The organism is Gluconacetobacter liquefaciens (genome assembly GCF_003350405.1).
Taxonomy (GTDB): Bacteria; Pseudomonadota; Alphaproteobacteria; order Acetobacterales; family Acetobacteraceae; genus Gluconacetobacter; species Gluconacetobacter liquefaciens.
Genome location: NZ_QQAW01000007.1, coordinates 140,755 through 157,033, shown reverse-complemented (window position 1 = coordinate 157,033; position 16,279 = coordinate 140,755). Strand labels below are relative to the sequence as shown.

Here is a 16,279-nt window from a genome sequence, read left to right as displayed (position 1 = left end):
CGGACAGGCCCGCGACGCACACGACACATCAACAATCCGCAAAAGGGAGAAGACGTCATGACCGCCACCGTTCTCCAGGCTCTGGAAAGCAAGGACCGTCACCTCTTCACCGTCCACGAAAACACGCCGATCCGCGACATCGCCCGTCTCATGACGCAAAACCGTATCGGTGCCGTCCCCGTTCTCGACGAACACGCCCGTCTCGCCGGCCTGGTCTCGGAACGCGACCTCGTCGCAGCGCTGGCCGGCCACGGCATGGACGTGGCCCACCTGACGGCCCACGAGATCATGGCCCGCAACATGCCGACGACAACACTCGACGAAGAGATCCTGAAGGTCGGCCGCAAAATGACCGATTATCGGTCTCGTCACCTGCCGATCGTCGACAACGACGCCGTCATCGGCATCGTGAGCATCGGCGATATCGTGAAATTTCGCGTGGACGAAGCCGAACGTCTGGCATCGGCAATGCAGGATTATGTCTGGCGCAGCGACCACGCCTCGGTCGGTCGCTGATCATCGCGTCCCGCGTCGGGGGGAGAGCATGCAGCACAACGCAGCAAGACCGCTAACCGTTACATAAACATAACAACAAAACAAGATCAACCTTCGGCACCTTCGGCGTGCCTCTCCCCGCGCTTTTCTTTCATTTTATTTCCAAATTATAATAAGAAATATTCTGTGCGATATATATGCAACAATGTTCAGACTCAGAACAGATTCGTTTCGAACTGCATATTTTTATATTGAAATGAAATTGTGATCCGCTTCACGTTATCTCGACGTCGCAACAAATGGCGCGGGAGCATAGTCATTCCATGACCCTACGGCGAAGCCTGATCACAGCCACCATTCTCGCCATCCAGTTCGACGTCGCCAGTGCGGTCGCCCAGACCGCGACGACGTCCGCAACGCCTCCAACCGGCCAGCGCCCCGCCGCAAAAAGCCGGAAAATATCAGGAATACCCACCAATTCCGCCGGAATGCCCACGGCAACGACAGCGGCAGCCGCCGTCGCGCCCTATCAGGCTCCGCCCGATGCCGGCGAAGCCGTGATCGTGACCGGCACCCACGACAGCAACCGCCACGCCCGCCAGAGCAGTTCGCCGATTTCGGTCATCACAGCGGCAACCCTGACCCGGTCAGGGCAGTTGAACCTGGCGGATGCACTGACACGCACATACGCCTCCATCAACATACAGGCCAAAGGCAGCGACACCGCCGCCCTCACGTCGTCGATCCGCATGCGCGGCCTCAATCCCAATCAGGTACTCGTTCTGGTCGACGGCAAGCGGCGCCACGTCACAGGCAACATCATCCAGAACTCCGGCCCCAGCTTCGGCGCAACCGGCGTCGACCTGAACATGCTGCCCGCCAACATGATCGACCATATCGAGGTTCTGGAAGACGGCGCGGCCGCCATGTACGGTTCCGATGCCATTGCCGGCGTCGTCAACATCATTACAAAAAAAACCGACCATGGCCTGAATGTCTCGGCACAGACCGGCGCAAACGCCTATAACGGCGATGGCTGGCAATATCAGGTCAATGCCGATGGCGGCTTCAAGCTCGGCAATGACGGTTACATGCATCTGAGCGGGCAGGTCTATCACACCGATCATTTCGTCACGAAAGGTGCCAAGGACCATCGTCTTCTCGGCTACTGGCCGGCAGGGGCCAGCACCAGCGGCTATTACACCGGCATCGTGGCGAATCCGCTCCCCGTTCCCGTCACCTCGAACAAGATCATGAGCACGCCGGAAGAAACGCGCGAAAACCTCGGCATCGATTTTGGAAAACCAATTGGTGAAAAAGTCGATTTCTACGGACAGATCACCTATGCCCACCGCCACGCGGAAGCGATCCAGAATTACCGCGTCCCCAATATCGCGCCTACAGTCTATCCTTCCGGTTTCTCCCCGCTGGAAACGATCGAAGAAAACGACTACGCCGCGATGCTCGGCATGAAGGGCCGTGATTTCTTCGGTTTCGACTGGGATATCAGCACCCAGTATGGCGCTGACGAAGATAATATCGGCAACAAGAACACAGCCAATCCGGGACTGCTGAGCAGCCGATGCAACAACGGCAACGTGGCCAATATTTCAACCGTCGGCTGCGGTATCACGCCGACCACGGTACATACGCAAAGCTACCGCAACGCCCAGTGGACCAACAATCTGGATTTCCGGCGTCATATCGACATCTTCCATACGGTCCCGATGACCCTGGCCTTCGGTGGCGAACATCGTCTGGAAACATACGAGATCGTGGCCGGTGAACCCTCGTCCTACCAGGTCGGCGGAACCCAGGGTTATGTCGGTATCGCACCGCAAAGTGCCGGAAACTGGAGCCGCGATATCTGGGCGGCCTATATCGACGGCGACTTCCACATGCTGAAGAACTGGGATCTCGATTTCGCCGGCCGTTTCGAACATTACACCGATGTCGGCAATACACAGAACGGCAAGGTCTCCACCCGCTACGACATCACGAGACGGGTCGCCATCCGCGGCACCATCAGCACGGGCTTCCGTGCCCCGACCATGGCGGAACAGCATTTCAGCACCATGAGCGTCAACCCGACGGGCGCCGCCGGCCTGCTCCCCGTTAGTTCCGCCGCCGCCGCCCTGCTCGGCGCCCAGCCGCTGAAACCCGAATATTCGGTCAATGCCAGCGGCGGCCTGGTCGTCGAACCCGTCGATGGTTTCCATGTCGAGGCCGATGTCTATCAGATCAATCTCCGCAACCGCATCGGCCAGGGCGGCGTGACCAAGGGGCTAACCGCGATCGACGCCATTCAGGCCATGGGCTATGCCCTGCCGGTCAACGATATCGATCCGCAGAACGTCTCGGCCTACTATTTCGCCAATATCGGCAGCACCCGCACGCAGGGCCTCGACATCAAGGCCGATTACACATTCCACCTGCACCGGTACGGTAATCTGATGCTCTCGATGGCGCTGGACCTCAACCGCACGCGCCTGCATCACGCCGCCACGTCAGGGACAGGCGCATCCCTGCTCAATGCGCAGACGATTGGCTATCTCACCACCGCCTATCCGCGCAGCAAGATCATCCTGAACGCCTATTACACGATCGCAAACTGGGACTTCAACATTCGCCAGACCCGTTATGGCGAAACGACCGATATGATGACCTATCAGGACTGGACGAACGGCTCGCTCACCTGCGCGAGCGGGGGCGCCCTGCGCTACTCCAATTCCTGCTTCGGTCAGTTCAAGAATACCCCCCGCTGGCTGACCGATCTCGAAATCGGCTATCGGTTCGACCGGCACTGGCATCTGGCGGTCGGCGCCAACAACGTCTTCAATGTCCGTCCGCGCAGACTGCCGGACATCCTCAACAGCGGCGGCTACACGGTCTATGATGCAAGCTCCGCGCAGGTCCCCATCTCGGGTGGCTATTATTATGGGCGCGTGAATGCCACATTCTGACATCCGCTCTTCATCTGGATGGAGGGAGGGGACAAACGGCCCCTCCCCGGCGCCACTTCTGCACTGGGCTTCGCGCATATGACCAATCGGAACAGGACTATCGGACGGAGGCATCTTGTCGCGGGGGCCTCCGCCTGCGGCGTCGTCGGAGCATTCACGGGGGGGGAGCCTCGTTCGCGCCCAAGCCCCGCAGCCGGCTGCACCTTCTCCCTCCGCGCAGCCAGCCTCGCTCCCCCGGCGGCGCATCAGGCTTCAGCCCTTCGATCTGCGGGCCGACCAGATCACCGACATCAAGGTCTGTCTGCGCCCCTTTCGTGCCATGGGGCCGCGTTTTGACGTCGAGCATGTGGGAAACAAGCTGGTCTTCCACAATTACGGCCATGGCGGCAGCGGCTGGTCCCTCTCCTGGGGCTCGGCGAGCGTGGTTGTCGAGAAGGTCTCCACCACCCTGCAACGCAAGGTCGCGGTCATCGGCTGCGGCATCATCGGCCTCACCACCGCCCTTACGGCACAACGCGCCGGCTTCGACGTTACGATCTACACGAAAGACCTGCTGCCCAGGACGCGGTCGGTTCGCGCCAACGGCAGTTGGACACCGGATTCCCGCATTTCCCTGACCGCTCCGGCCGGCCCGGAATTCGCCGATTTATGGGAAAGAATGGCCCGGATCTCCTGGGCCACCTATCGCGACTATCTCGGCCTTCCCGGCAATCCCGTGGAATTCATCGAACATTTCTCCTTTTCCGACCGGCCGTTCGATGCGCCGCACGAGGAAAAGCCCGATGGCCGCACCGGTGATTACGCCTCGACCGGAATGCCCCAGCATGGCGAGGAATTCGCCCGCTATTCGGATCGCATCAGGGATATCGTTCCGGCGGGTGAAGAACTCACCCCCGCAGAAAGCCCCTTCGCTGCCCCATACGCCAAGCGCAATTCGCTCATGCTCTATAATTTCGCCTCCTACGGGCATCTGCTGATGTCGGAATTTTTCCAGGCTGGCGGCCATGTCGTGATCCGGGAGTTCCACGATCCCAGCGAACTGACCTCCCTACCGGAAAAAGTGATTATCAACTGCCCTGGCTACGCGGCGCGTGACTGGTGGAACGATAAAAGCCTCATCCCCGTCCGAGGGCAGACGGCATGGCTCCCACCCCGTCCGGACCTGCCATATGGCCTGCATTATCACGGTGCCTCGGCCGTCTCGAAAACAGACGGGCTGATGGTCCAGGCCTATGATCTGGACAACGAGGGCGAGATGGGAAGCGTCGGAAATTCCTTTGAACATCCCGACCGGACTGAGTCGGAAAGAGCGATCAAGGTTCTGGCAGACCTGTTCGCCCGTTCGCCCATTTCGGAAGGGTGAGCCCCATGCCCCGCAAGCCATCCACCCGCCTCATGCGTTCCCACGCGTTTTATGCAGCAGCTCTGAGCCTTGCCTCCGCCTCACCGCTTCACGCCGCCAAGCCTGTTGCATCGACCGTCCCATCCTTCACGACCGAACAGGCGCAGCACGGGGCGGATCTCTACCGGACCGCCTGCGCCATGTGTCATGGCGCCGATCTCAGCGGCAATTTCCAGACGCCGTCCCTGAAAGGCCGGCTGGTGGCAAGCTGGGCGGGAACACCGCTTTCGCGTCTGACTGGCTATATCCAGCGCGCCATGCCGTTAATGGCCCCCGGTACGCTATCGACGGAAGATGCAACCGCCCTGGTCGCGTTTCTTCTGCGCGAGAACGGCGCCGCCCCTGGCAAATCGCCCCTGCCGACCGTGGAAAAACGGCAGGCATCCCTTAAATTTCCTGCCCTTGCGGTTGGGCCAGACACGCCCTCTTCCAAATAGGCCGAGAGAAATCCGTCGGCATCCCGCTTTTCCGCAGTCGAATGGCCTCCTTGTCGCCCAAGGGAAAGGCACGGAGGACAGGATAAGGACGGTCTACGCCTGAACCTGTCGGACCCTGACGGCCAGCCGCCAGAGCGATCACGTCCGGAGAGTCATTTACGTCGCCGATGAACAATTCGAGCCATGAAGCGTTATCAGGACAACCCTTTCCGGAGGCCCAACGATGCTGACCCTTCTCGTGATCATCCTGATCATCTTCGCCATTGGTGGCGGCGGTTATGGTATCCGCTCGGGTTGGTATGGTGGCCCACGAGGCTCGGGATTCAACGGGCTGGGCCTGTTGCCGATCATCGTGATCATCATCGCTCTGTTCCTGCTCTTCCGCGGCCCGGGTGGGCCATGAGCGGCACTCCACAAACAAAAAAACGCTCTTTTTCCGTATCCTGACAGACGCATTCCGTTGCGCTTCAGGGCCTGGAAAAGCAGGCCGATAGACGCCTTGGCCCCGTCCGCACGCGCCCGCGGGGGAAACGGGATTGTTGCGACCACGGCCGACGCGCCCAACTTTGCCGACATGATCCTGGGCATGGCGGGATGGATCGGTCTACCGCTAACCGTCCTCGCCGAGACGGGCTCCACTCGGTTCCACCTCCAAAGCCTCGCAAACGTCGCAACAGAATGGACGCTCGTCGTCCTTGCATACAATTGCTGCAGGATCACCCGACTGACGGTCGCATAGACGCCATCGCCTTCGTCACTCTATCTCTACCCGTATTCCCAACCCGACAGCCTGCCTGGGCATCTTCCCCTCAACGGAGCAAGAGGTTTATGTTGCAGAGATACAACATGTCTTGCGGCGTTTCGTTCGTCATGCCGCTACAGATTGCAACATTATAACATACCATATATAGGCTCAGGGCCTTCATACGAACAGGATCGCCCTGAATGAGTTCGCCTCGACCTGCGCTTCGCATGGCCGCCATTTTGCTTGCGGGAACCGCACTTGCCCTTCCGCAGGCCGTCCGTGCCCAGACCGCCGATCAATCCTCGCCCGCTTCCGCCGCGACCCCCGCCACAGCCACAGCCACAGCCACAGATACGGCCGCGCAGCAGGACACGTCGTCCCGGTCGTCTTTCACGCGCTCTACAGACCGCGTGTTGCCTGACGGAAGCGTGGAAGCGACCAACGAGGAACATATCGTGGTCAACGCGCATCTGGACGTGACGCGCGCGGCCCTTCAGCCCTCGACCGGTGCCACGATCTATCGTTTTACGCGGCGCGATATCGAAACCATCCCCGGCGGCGACAATGCGCCGCTGAATACCGTGCTGTTGCAGGCCCCCGGCGTGGCGCAGGACAGCTACGGCCAGATCCATATCCGCGGCGACCATAACGAGGTCCAGTTCCGTCTGGATGGTGTTGCGCTGCCCGAGGGCATAAGCGTGTTCGGCCAGACTTTGATGACGCGCTTCGCCCATTCGATGTCGCTGACGACAGGCGCGTTGCCCAGTGAATATGGCTTTCTGCAGGCTGGCGTCATCGACATCACGACCAAGACCGGCAGCGCCGATCCGGGTGGTGCCGTGTCGATCTATGGCGGTGCGCGCGATTACTTCTTCCCGTCGCTGCAATATGGCGGCCATGCCGGGAAATGGGATTATTTCGCTACCGCCGATTTCGTGCATGACCGCGTCGGGGTCGAAAACCCTACGCCGGATTTCAACGCCCTGCATGATCTGACGAACCAGTACCATTTCCTGGGCCATCTGCGTTACACGGCGGACGAGAACACGCGCATCAGCCTGACGGCCGGCGTGTCGAACGCTGAATACCAGCTTCCGAACAACCCAGGGCAGCAGAGGCAGTTTGCAAATCCGTCCTTCCTCAACAGCGCGCTGTCGCAGAATCTTTATGGCAGCGTCGATAGTGCGAGCCTGAACGAGCGCCAGAAGCAGATCACGGATTTCGGCATCCTGTCGCTACAGAAAGATATGGGCACGGTCAGCCTGCAGAGTTCCGCCATCGTCCGCTATAGTTCGCTGGGCTATTCGCCGGACCCGCTGGGTGATCTGGTCTATAACGGCATTGCCCAGCGCGCCCAACGCTCGGTCTTCTCGACGGGTTCGCAGACCGACGTGACCTGGCGTGCCAATGCCCAGCATACCGTGCGCTTCGGTTATCAGGTCTACGTCGAACGCAATATTTCCAAGACGGATTCGACCGTCTATCCGCAGACCGGCGTCGATGAAGACGGTAACGCGGAGTTCGGCGACCAGACCGTCTCGATCCATGATGGCAATGGCCGCACCGGCTGGATGTATGGTCTGTACGCCCAGGACGAATGGCGCCCGGTGCGCAACCTGACCATCAATTACGGCCTGCGTTTCGACGGGGTAGACGAATATACCCATTCCAAGCAGGTCAGCCCGCGCATCAACATCGTGTATCAGCCTTGGCATGGCGGCACGTTCCATGCCGGTTATTCGCGCTATTTCACGCCGCCGCCGTTCGAGCTGCTGAGCGGTGTGCAGCTTGGCAAGTTCGCCAACACGTCGTCCGCACCGGCATCGTTCCAGAACACGACCGTCAAGGCGGAACGCGACCATTATTTCGATGCCGGTTTTGCCCAGGAGATCCTGCCCGGCTGGCATGCGTCGTTCGATGCGTATGTGAAGCTGGCCAAGAACCTGATCGATGAAGGGCAGTTCGGCTCGCCGATCATCCTCTCCGCCTTCAATTACCGGCGCGGGCAGGTCCATGGCTATGAATTCGCCACCAATTATGAACACGGGCCCTTCAGCGTCTACGGCAATTTTTCCTGGTCGCGGGCCATTGGCAAGGACATCAACACGGCCCAGTGGAACTTCGACCCCGACGACCTGGCCTACATCCAGCACCGCTGGGTGCATCTGGACCATGACCAGCGCTGGACGGCTTCGGCCGGGGGCAGCTACACCGCATTCTACAGGACCGGCCACCCGTTGCGCCTGTCGGCGACCATGGTCTATGGCAGCGGCCTGCGTCAGGATAGCGACATTCCCAACGGCGGGGTGATCCCGCAATATGCGACCTTCAACCTCTCTGCCGTGCAGTCGTTCCAGGATCTGTTCCATATCCCGTTCCTGAAGCGCACCCAGTTGCGGCTGGACGTGATCAATCTGTTCGACAAGCGCTACGAACTGCGCAGCGGCTCGGGCATCGGTGTCGGCGCGCCGCAATACGGTCTGCGTCGGACCATCCTGACCGGTATCGAGCAGCGTTTCTGATCCGCGCGGCTGGCGGAGGCGGAAACGCGCCGTCAGCCCGCACCCTTGACAGACCCGTGGTCCCGGTGGCCACATTGGGTCTGGCAATGGATTCTGCCTGACCCAATCCGGGTCGAACCGCCTCGCCGTCGAGGCTGATGATTCCTACCCGGCCCGAAAGGGCATGATGGGAGGAATCTGTTCATGCACTCTGATCGCCCCTACGCACGTTCTGGAACGCGCACCCGTTTCCGCCATGGGATGATACATATCGTCCTGCGCTGGAAGCGCTGAGGGGGCGGCGATGCGGATACTTGCCATTCTGGACCGGCCGGAAACGGCCCTGTTCACGCTTCAGGCCGCCGGGGAACTGGCCCGGCGGCTGGGCGGGCAGGAGATCCGGCTGCTTCATCCCAAGCGCGCGACTGATCCGGCCTTCCAGGCACCCGACGAAGGAATTCCGACGCCAGCCCAACGCGGCGCCTTCGCTCGGCAGGTCACCTTGCGCGCGGAGCGGCTACAGAGCATCGCCCGGGCGTGGATCGGTGCGGCCAGCCACCCGGTGGTCGCCCAGGCGAGTTGGGTCGAGATCGCGGGCGATATCCGAAGGATCGTGGCCCAGGAAGCGCGGAATGCCGATCTGGTGGTCATCAGTCGCCCCTGCGCCGGGGATCGGGACGATATCGGGCAGGCCTTGGACGGCGCGCTGTACGATGCCGTGGCACTGGTTCTCATCGCTCCCTTGCAGGCTTACCCGACCGTCGGCCAGCGCCCTGTCGTCGCATGGCATCCCTCGCCCGCCCTCGACCGGGTACTGGATACGGCCCGCCCGCTTCTGAACACGGCCGGGCACGTCACCTTCGTGATCGGCGCGGAACACGATACGTCCGAAGCGCCACCGGAGTTGGTCGGTGAATTGATCGCGCGCGGTATTCCGGTCACGATCGACCGGTTCGTCGCCCCGCGTGACAGGCTCGGCGAGGAGATCCGCGCGCATGCACTGGCGGCCGGGGGCGACCTGCTGATGATGGGCGCCTATACCCACGCGCGCTTTGTCGAATGGCTGTTCGGCGGCCCTACGCGCGACCTGCTCGCGCACGCCACGCTGCCCATCCTTACCTGTCATCACGGCATCGAAGACCTTACGGCATGACCTCCAACCTCTTGACGACCCTTGGCATCGCCCTTGCCGGAGCGTGCGGAACCCTGATGCGCTACTGGATTGGTCTGGCGACCGCGCGCATCAGCCAGACCCTCCCCTGGGGTACGATCCTGATCAACATGTCCGGATCGTTCGCCATCGCGTTCTTCGGCACGCTGACGCTGGGCAATGCGCGCTTCCAGGTGTCGGATACCGCCCGATTGATGTTCATGGTCGGCATCTGCGGGGGGTACACCACCTTTTCATCATTCACGCTCCAGACGCTGGACCTGCTGCGCGGTGGGGCGCCGGGGCGGGCGGCGCTGAATATCGTGCTCTCCATCACACTGGGCATGGCAAGCGTGACCGCCGGGTACGTTGCCGCTCAAGCGCTCAACCCGCCACCCCCCGCAAGCGGATCGGGAGAATCGTAATGGACACGCCGCCTGACTGCCGCATCAGCGCAATCATTCCCTGCAACGACATCGACGCGGCCGAACGCTGGTGGAACAGGCTGGGGTTTTTCGGGCCGGCCGACGGGGATGGGGATTATCGCATCCTGTCCAACCGGGAAGGTGCCGCGATTCACCTCCAGCCCGCCGTGCCCGGATGGGTGGTGCCCGGCCGAAACCCGTTCGGCGTCTCGTCTATCTGTCCACGCCCCATGTCGATCAACTCGCCCAGGCGGCGGGGGACGCCATTCTCGGCCCGGTGAAGGCGGCCCGCCATACCGAGTGGGGCATGTACGAATTCGCCCTCAATGGTCCGGACGACCTGCTTGTCCGCATCGGCTGGCCGAGCCGCCTGCTGCCGGCCCCGGGAATGGACGCTTTTTCCCGCTGATGGTACAGAAAGGCCATTGATGAAGGGAAACCGGTCCTGCGCCATACGTTTGCCGAAAATGGATGCCCAGACGCCCGTCTGGATCGTCGTTTTTTGAGAGAATCCCGCATGAAAATAGCCGAATGGATGGAACAGTCCGGGGTCGCCTTTGGCACCAGTGGCGCCCGTGGCCTGGTCACCGCGATGACGGACGCGGTCTGCTTCGCCTATACGGTCGGCTATCTCCGGCATCTTGCCTCGCTTGGCGAATTCGCCCCCGGAACGCCCGTCGCGGTGGCGGGCGACCTGCGCCCCAGTACGCCGCGCATCCTGCGGGCCTGCGTGGCCGCCATCGAGCATATGGAGGGCAAGCCGGTCTTCTGCGGTTATGTGCCCACGCCCGCCCTGTGCCTGCATGCCTTCGCGCAGGGCTATCCGTCGCTGATGGTCACCGGCAGCCATATCCCGGCCGACCGCAACGGCATCAAGTTCAACCGCGCGCGTGGCGAATTCCTCAAATCCGACGAAGCGGCCATGCGAACGCAGGATGTGGCGCTGCCCGAAGGCTGGTTCGATGCCGATGGCGTGCTGGTCGCATCCGTCGACATGCCCGACCTGACGGATGTCGTACCGGGCTATGTCGCGCGCTATCGCGCGTTCTTCGGCCCTGACGCGCTGGCCGGGCTGCGGCTGGGGGTCTATCAGCATTCCGCCGTCGGGCGCGATGTGCTGATGCTGATCGTCGAGGCCCTGGGCGGAACAGCCGTGCCGCTGGGCCGTTCGACGAGCTTCATCCCCGTCGATACCGAGGCCGTGCGCCCCGAGGATGCGGTGCTGGCCCGTGAATGGGCGGCGGACGGCAAGCTGGATGCCATCCTGACGACCGACGGTGATTCCGACCGGCCGCTGCTGGCCGACGCGCAGGGCAACTGGCTGCGAGGCGACGTGCTGGGCATTCTGGCCGCCCGCTTCCTCGGTGCGGCGGCCGTGACCACCCCGGTCAGCAGCAATACGGCGCTGGAGAAAAGCGGCTTTGCACGCGATGTCCGGCGCACGCGCATCGGCTCGCCTTTCGTCGTCGCCGCCATGACCGACGCAGCCGAGGCCGGGATTACGCCTTCCGTGGGCTATGAAGCCAATGGCGGCTTTCTGCTGGCCACCGGCATTGCGCAGGACGGCCGGACTCTCGACGCCCTGCCCACGCGCGATTCCGTGCTGCCGATGCTGTGCGCCCTGGTCGCCGCCCGCCGGGCGAACACCAGCCTTGCCGCCCTCGTTGCCACCCTGCCGCCACGCTTCACGCTCAGCGATCGGCTGGTGAACATGCCGACCGCGCAGAGCCTGGCGGAAATCGAGACGCTCAGCCGAACCCCGGCCGAAGGCGCGATGGGGCTGGGCTTCATCGAGAAAGCCGAAGATCTGGCGCATGTCGACCAGACGGACGGGTTGCGCATGACGTTCGCCAATAACGAGATCATCCATCTGCGCCCCTCGGGCAACGCACCGGAACTGCGCGTCTATGTCGAAGCCGACACCCCCGAACGGGCGGCGGACCTGCTGAAGACGGGCATCGGCGCCGTGAGCGTGTGGAAAGAGCATTGAAGGAAAGCTGTTGAACGGCCTCCCGATCGGGAGGCCATCGGGATGGCACCGCGGCGATGGATATCGTCTGCCGGAATGATGAACCCGCTGGATCAGTTCGTTCCGCGTTTCGATTTCAGCGAACGGCATCATATCGACATCGCCGCGCCGGCTCGGCGCATCATGAATGCGGTAGCCGCCTATCGCACTCAGGATGACCGGCTGACCCGCATGGCGATCCGGCTGCGGGAAGTGCCGGCCCGGCTCTTGGGCCAAACGCAGGGACGCCCTCTGGATCGCAGCGATTTCACGTTGCTCGAACGGAGGGACGACACGGCGATCGTCTACGGCCTGATCGGTGCATTCTGGCAGGCGGACTATGGACTTTGCGCGATTCCCGCACCTGCGATCTTCCAGGCCGATCGGCAGGATGACGTCTGCAAGCTCGTGCTTGGCTTTACCCTGCACCCTGGGCCAGGCCATCGACGCAGGCTGGTGACAGAGACGCGCGTTTTCTGCGTCACCGCCAGGGCTAGGCGCCTTTTTACGCCCTACTGGTATCTGATCCGCCCGGTCAGCGGCCTGATCCGGCGGCGTATGCTGGCGGCGATATGCCGCGCGTCAGAAGATCGAGCCGGTATCGGTCTTTCGTCACTCTGATGGTGGATCGGACGTCAGGCTGCGCCGTCATGGCCGCAATGAAGAGATCCGCTGCCTCGGCCCCTTGCAGGGCCTCCGCCGTGGGGCCGAGATAATTGACGAGCACGCAATCGCCGCCGGGGCACCAGTGCGCCGCGACCCGGTTCGCGAGGTCTTCGATTTCCTGCGGCGCGAGGAAATACAGGACTTCCGACAGCACGATCAGGTCAACCGGATATTCGGCGGCCCACGCGGCAGGCAATTCGCCCTGGCGGAAGGTGGTGTTCGGCCGATCCGCATTGCGTCGCACCGCTTCTTCCAGCGCGATTGACGAGACGTCGATGCCGATCACACGATCGCAGCGCCAGGACAGCAGCCGCGTCAGTTCGCCGATCGAGCAGCCGGCTTCGATCGCGAGGGCGTAACGCGGCCGCGGCAGGGCATCCATGGTCGCCCGGTATTTATCCCTCTCATAGACCGAACTGCGGAACTGCCACGGGTCGATATCGCCGGCATAGAGCCGGTCGAACCGGGCGGTCCGTTCAGACATGACCGTCCCCAATGAACAATTCCGGACTTTCGAGGAAATGGCGCCGTGCCTGCGGGTCCATGACGAAGCCATCGGGATCGTCGGGGATGAGCGCCGTCATCTGGGATCGATGCGCGTCGATGGCCGCGCGTTTTTCGGGTTGGAGCGCGGTGCTGTCGAAACGGTAGAGAACATCTTCCGCCTCCGGGGTGTCCTCGATGAAACGGCCCCAGACCGGATAGCGCCACAGTTTGAGGCCGGGACGCGCATGGGCGACCGCGCGGCCGATCGCGGCGGCGCAGCGGTGATCGGGGTGCGGGTCTTTCTCCCAGGTCGTCCAGAGCGCGCTTACGGTGTGGGTGTCGATCAGATGCAGCAGCCGGTTGCTTACCGCCGCGCGGTCGGCCGGGGTTGCGGGCGCGCCCTGGTCGGGGAAGCCGAGCAGGAACGTCTTGCCGGTGCCCTGCGTCAGAATGCGTACGGCTTCGCGCAGTTCAGCCTGGCGGAGGGCAATCAGCCTGCCGGGTGGAAAGAGCCGCGAATGGGGGTGCGACAGCCGGCCATCGGTGAGCGCGACGACCAGCACATCCTTGCCGGCACGGCTGGCGGCCGCGACGGCGGCGCCGCAACCCAGCGATTCGTCATCGGGATGCGGCGCCAGCACCAGCACGTTGCCGGGGCCGGCCAGTGCCGCGATCGCGATGGTGCGGGCCTGCCGTCCGGCCCGGACGATCGCGCCCTCGGCAAAGGGCGTCACCACGGCGCCCCCTGCGCGCCGGTCAGCAGGCGGCCTGCCTTGAGCAGTTTGGCGTCGGGCGTGGCCTGGCGCAGAAACATCGACAGGTCGCGCCGGATGCGTTCGATCGGAGTGCCGGTGACATAGGCAGCGGTGCCCAGGGATTTCTCCGCAAGCTGGAGTATCTGGACGCAGCTTTCCTCCACGAACTGGCGTGCCAGCAGGGCGGCAGCGACCGCTTCGTTGATCATGTCCTGCGGCTTCGCTGCCACGGCTTCGACGGTCTGGGCCGTGTCCCGCAGCAAGCTTGCCATGGCATGGCAGAGGGCGACTGCCCGCGCATAACGGGCAAGCTGCATTGGGTTATCCAGCCGGCCACGGCTGGTCAGGGCGTCGCGCCAGAGATCGACCAACGCCTCCGCCCCGCCGAGATGGGCCGCACAATAGCGCCAGATGCCGCCCTCGAAATATGGCTCGCGCATATAATCTCCCGGCTGGCCGACGAGGTGATCGGCGTCGATCTCCAGTCCGGTAAAATCGAAACGGCCCGAGGCCGTGGCGCGCATCCCCGATGCTTTCCAGGCGGAGAGATCCTGACGGGCACTATCGGATACATCGACCAGCGCGAGCCGGGATGGTCCGTCATCGTCGTTCCCGTCGCGCAGAGTCACGACCGCGAAATGGACAAACCCCAGGCCGGAGGCGAAGATTTTCTCACCTTGCAGCCGCAGGCGGCCGCCGGCACGGAAGCCGCGAAGCGGACGGGGGCCGTCCGCGCCCCAGACACCGAGCAGAGCACCGTCCCCGATCGCCGGCGCAACGCGCTCCCACACATTCGGGCCACCATACAGATGCAGCAGTTTCACCGCATTCATATGCCCCTCGAACAGCCGGGCGACCGAGAGATTCGCGTGGCCCAGCCGCCGCAACAATGTGCATGTATCGTGTGCGGCCTCCACGCCGAGCCCCAGCCCCTCCCCGCCTTCGCTATGCGGAAGACAGGCTGCCAGCAGGCCGACCTGTCGGATGGCGTCGATCTCGGGCGCGAGGCCCGCGGGATCCGTCTCGGCGCTGTCGGCCCGACTCGCCAGCCACCGCATCAGCGCGTCATGCCCGCCTGGGTCTGGGCACTGCCGGGAAGGCGAGAGGGCTGGACGGCCGGTCATGCGATCTCTCCAGACTGCCGGGCCCGCGCACCCGTCGCGGCCGCGGCCTCTTCGTCGCGAAGTGCTTCCAGAAGGGGGAGTTCGGCCGCCATATCTTCCCACGACATCCTACGACGTGCGAGGCGGGGACTAGTGGTTTCGACAAATGCCCATAGCGCGCCGAAGCAGGTGAAGGTTGGTGCCGTCCGGCGCTGCCCGGCGGATAATCCGGCCTCGCTCAGGGCCGCATCCCGTTGCCGGCCGTCGCGAAACGCCCTGCGCAGCCGGGCGCGCACATGCGCCCGGAACCAGGTCTGCTGCGCGGGTTCGAGGGACTCGTCGCACCAATGTTGCCCGCCGGCGAGGCGGGAGGCGATGGTATCGGCCATGCCGCCCGGTGCCCGCCCTTCCAGCCGGCAGGATGTCACGACATGCGGGGCATCGCTGTAAAGGACAGGCAAGTCGTGGTCGAGAAAACGGCGGACCAGTGCGCGATCTTCCCCATGGGGCACGATCGGCGCGCCGCCGATGCGGTCATAGGCCGCGACGGACATGGCGAGGTTGGCGCCCGATATCGTGCCGTGAAACGGCCAGGGATTGAGGGGGTCGGGATCGAGCAGGCTGGCGAGTTCTCGCGCGGTGCGGCCGTAGAGGTCCTCGACCGCGCCATTGGCGGTCGCCCACGGCGGCAATTGCGCGAATTCCGACGGGTCCAGTTCTATCGTGCCGCATACCATCGCCGCTCGACCGGCGGCGAGAGGGGCCAGGCTGGCATGGACCCAGTCCGGAGCGGGCCGGGAGTCCGCGTCCGTCGTCAGCAGATATCCGCCAGTTCCAAGCTGGGCGCGGGCGAAATCGAAAGCGGTTCGGCGCGCGGTGCCGGCATGGGCGGTTGCATCAGGAAAGCGCCATTCCGCCAGCCGAAGCGGCGCACCGATTTTCCGCGCCCAGGCAAGGGCGCGGGCGGCGGTATCGTCGCCGGTGTTATTGACCAGCAGCGCGATGACCCCGGGCTGGGGCCACCGCGCCATCGCGACGCGGCACGCCTCAAGGCACGAGAGAATGCGCCCTTCCTCGTCGCGAGCCGGTATGGCGATGGCGTAGGTCGGCCGCGTGACGGCGAGAGCCCCACCCGGCATGACC

At 63.4% G+C, this 16,279-nt stretch carries 15 protein-coding genes, 1 pseudogene and 1 riboswitch; of the genes and pseudogenes, 12 read left to right on the top strand and 4 right to left on the bottom strand.

The window, feature by feature from the left end; genetic code table 11:
• Positions 1 to 57: 57 nt before the first annotated feature.
• From C7453_RS13205 to C7453_RS13150, 12 genes and pseudogenes are all read left to right on the top strand, one after another.
• On the top strand, positions 58 to 516 hold the full coding sequence (locus tag C7453_RS13205) for a CBS domain-containing protein (RefSeq protein WP_114727999.1): 459 nt from the start codon (positions 58 to 60) through the stop codon (positions 514 to 516).
• A 302-nt stretch (positions 517 to 818) separates the two neighbouring features.
• The gene (locus tag C7453_RS13200) at positions 819 to 3,458 is read left to right on the top strand and encodes a TonB-dependent receptor plug domain-containing protein (RefSeq protein WP_114727998.1); all 2,640 of its coding nucleotides are present in this window, start codon (positions 819 to 821) and stop codon (positions 3,456 to 3,458) included.
• A gap of 115 nt (positions 3,459 to 3,573) precedes the next feature.
• Positions 3,574 to 4,821, top strand: a complete 1,248-nt coding sequence (locus C7453_RS13195) for an FAD-dependent oxidoreductase (protein WP_245949024.1) — start codon at positions 3,574 to 3,576, stop codon at positions 4,819 to 4,821.
• Between the two features lie 5 nt (positions 4,822 to 4,826).
• The gene (locus C7453_RS13190; RefSeq protein ID WP_114727996.1) at positions 4,827 to 5,297 is read left to right on the top strand and encodes a c-type cytochrome; all 471 of its coding nucleotides are present in this window, start codon (positions 4,827 to 4,829) and stop codon (positions 5,295 to 5,297) included.
• 223 nt (positions 5,298 to 5,520) lie between these two features.
• Positions 5,521 to 5,700 (top strand): hypothetical protein, encoded by a 180-nt coding sequence (locus C7453_RS13185; RefSeq protein ID WP_114727995.1) that lies wholly within the window; start codon positions 5,521 to 5,523, stop codon positions 5,698 to 5,700.
• A 126-nt stretch (positions 5,701 to 5,826) separates the two neighbouring features.
• Positions 5,827 to 6,036, top strand: a pseudogene (locus C7453_RS13180) (hypothetical protein); the annotation flags it as partial.
• A 206-nt stretch (positions 6,037 to 6,242) separates the two neighbouring features.
• Positions 6,243 to 8,564: a TonB-dependent receptor gene (locus C7453_RS13175; RefSeq protein ID WP_114727994.1), complete on the top strand. Its 2,322-nt coding sequence runs from the start codon at positions 6,243 to 6,245 to the stop codon at positions 8,562 to 8,564.
• Positions 8,565 to 8,637: 73 nt separating this feature from the next.
• Positions 8,638 to 8,718: riboswitch (Fluoride riboswitch) on the top strand.
• A gap of 129 nt (positions 8,719 to 8,847) precedes the next feature.
• On the top strand, positions 8,848 to 9,696 hold the full coding sequence (locus C7453_RS13170) for a universal stress protein (protein ID WP_114727993.1): 849 nt from the start codon (positions 8,848 to 8,850) through the stop codon (positions 9,694 to 9,696).
• Positions 9,693 to 10,118 carry a CrcB family protein gene (locus C7453_RS13165; RefSeq protein ID WP_114727992.1) on the top strand — a complete coding sequence of 142 codons (426 nt, stop codon included), beginning with the start codon at positions 9,693 to 9,695 and terminating at the stop codon, positions 10,116 to 10,118. Before C7453_RS13170 ends, C7453_RS13165 begins: the two co-directional genes overlap by 4 nt.
• A 175-nt stretch (positions 10,119 to 10,293) precedes the next feature.
• The gene (locus tag C7453_RS19160) at positions 10,294 to 10,527 is read left to right on the top strand and encodes a VOC family protein (protein ID WP_211311067.1); all 234 of its coding nucleotides are present in this window, start codon (positions 10,294 to 10,296) and stop codon (positions 10,525 to 10,527) included.
• Positions 10,528 to 10,653: 126 nt separating this feature from the next.
• A complete protein-coding gene (locus C7453_RS13155; RefSeq protein WP_174787970.1) occupies positions 10,654 to 12,108 on the top strand; it encodes a phosphomannomutase in 1,455 nt (484 codons plus the stop codon).
• A 75-nt stretch (positions 12,109 to 12,183) separates the two neighbouring features.
• Positions 12,184 to 12,747, top strand: a complete 564-nt coding sequence (locus tag C7453_RS13150; RefSeq protein ID WP_114727990.1) for a hypothetical protein — start codon at positions 12,184 to 12,186, stop codon at positions 12,745 to 12,747.
• Here C7453_RS13150 and C7453_RS13145 read toward each other — a convergent pair.
• The 4 genes from C7453_RS13145 to C7453_RS13130 are packed head-to-tail and all read right to left on the bottom strand — an operon-like array spanning position 12,662 to position 16,275.
• Positions 12,662 to 13,276 (bottom strand): class I SAM-dependent DNA methyltransferase, encoded by a 615-nt coding sequence (locus C7453_RS13145; protein WP_114727989.1) that lies wholly within the window; start codon positions 13,274 to 13,276, stop codon positions 12,662 to 12,664. The two genes, C7453_RS13150 and C7453_RS13145, sit on opposite strands and share 86 nt — an antisense overlap.
• Positions 13,269 to 14,015 carry a PIG-L deacetylase family protein gene (locus C7453_RS13140; protein WP_245949023.1) on the bottom strand — a complete coding sequence of 249 codons (747 nt, stop codon included), beginning with the start codon at positions 14,013 to 14,015 and terminating at the stop codon, positions 13,269 to 13,271. Before C7453_RS13140 ends, C7453_RS13145 begins: the two co-directional genes overlap by 8 nt.
• Positions 14,009 to 15,157, bottom strand: coding sequence for an acyl-CoA dehydrogenase family protein (locus tag C7453_RS13135; protein WP_211311066.1), 1,149 nt, complete (start codon positions 15,155 to 15,157; stop codon positions 14,009 to 14,011). The genes C7453_RS13140 and C7453_RS13135 overlap by 7 nt, the downstream gene beginning before the upstream one ends.
• Positions 15,154 to 16,275 carry a glycosyltransferase gene (locus tag C7453_RS13130; RefSeq protein WP_170143218.1) on the bottom strand — a complete coding sequence of 374 codons (1,122 nt, stop codon included), beginning with the start codon at positions 16,273 to 16,275 and terminating at the stop codon, positions 15,154 to 15,156. Before C7453_RS13130 ends, C7453_RS13135 begins: the two co-directional genes overlap by 4 nt.
• Positions 16,276 to 16,279: the final 4 nt, after the last annotated feature.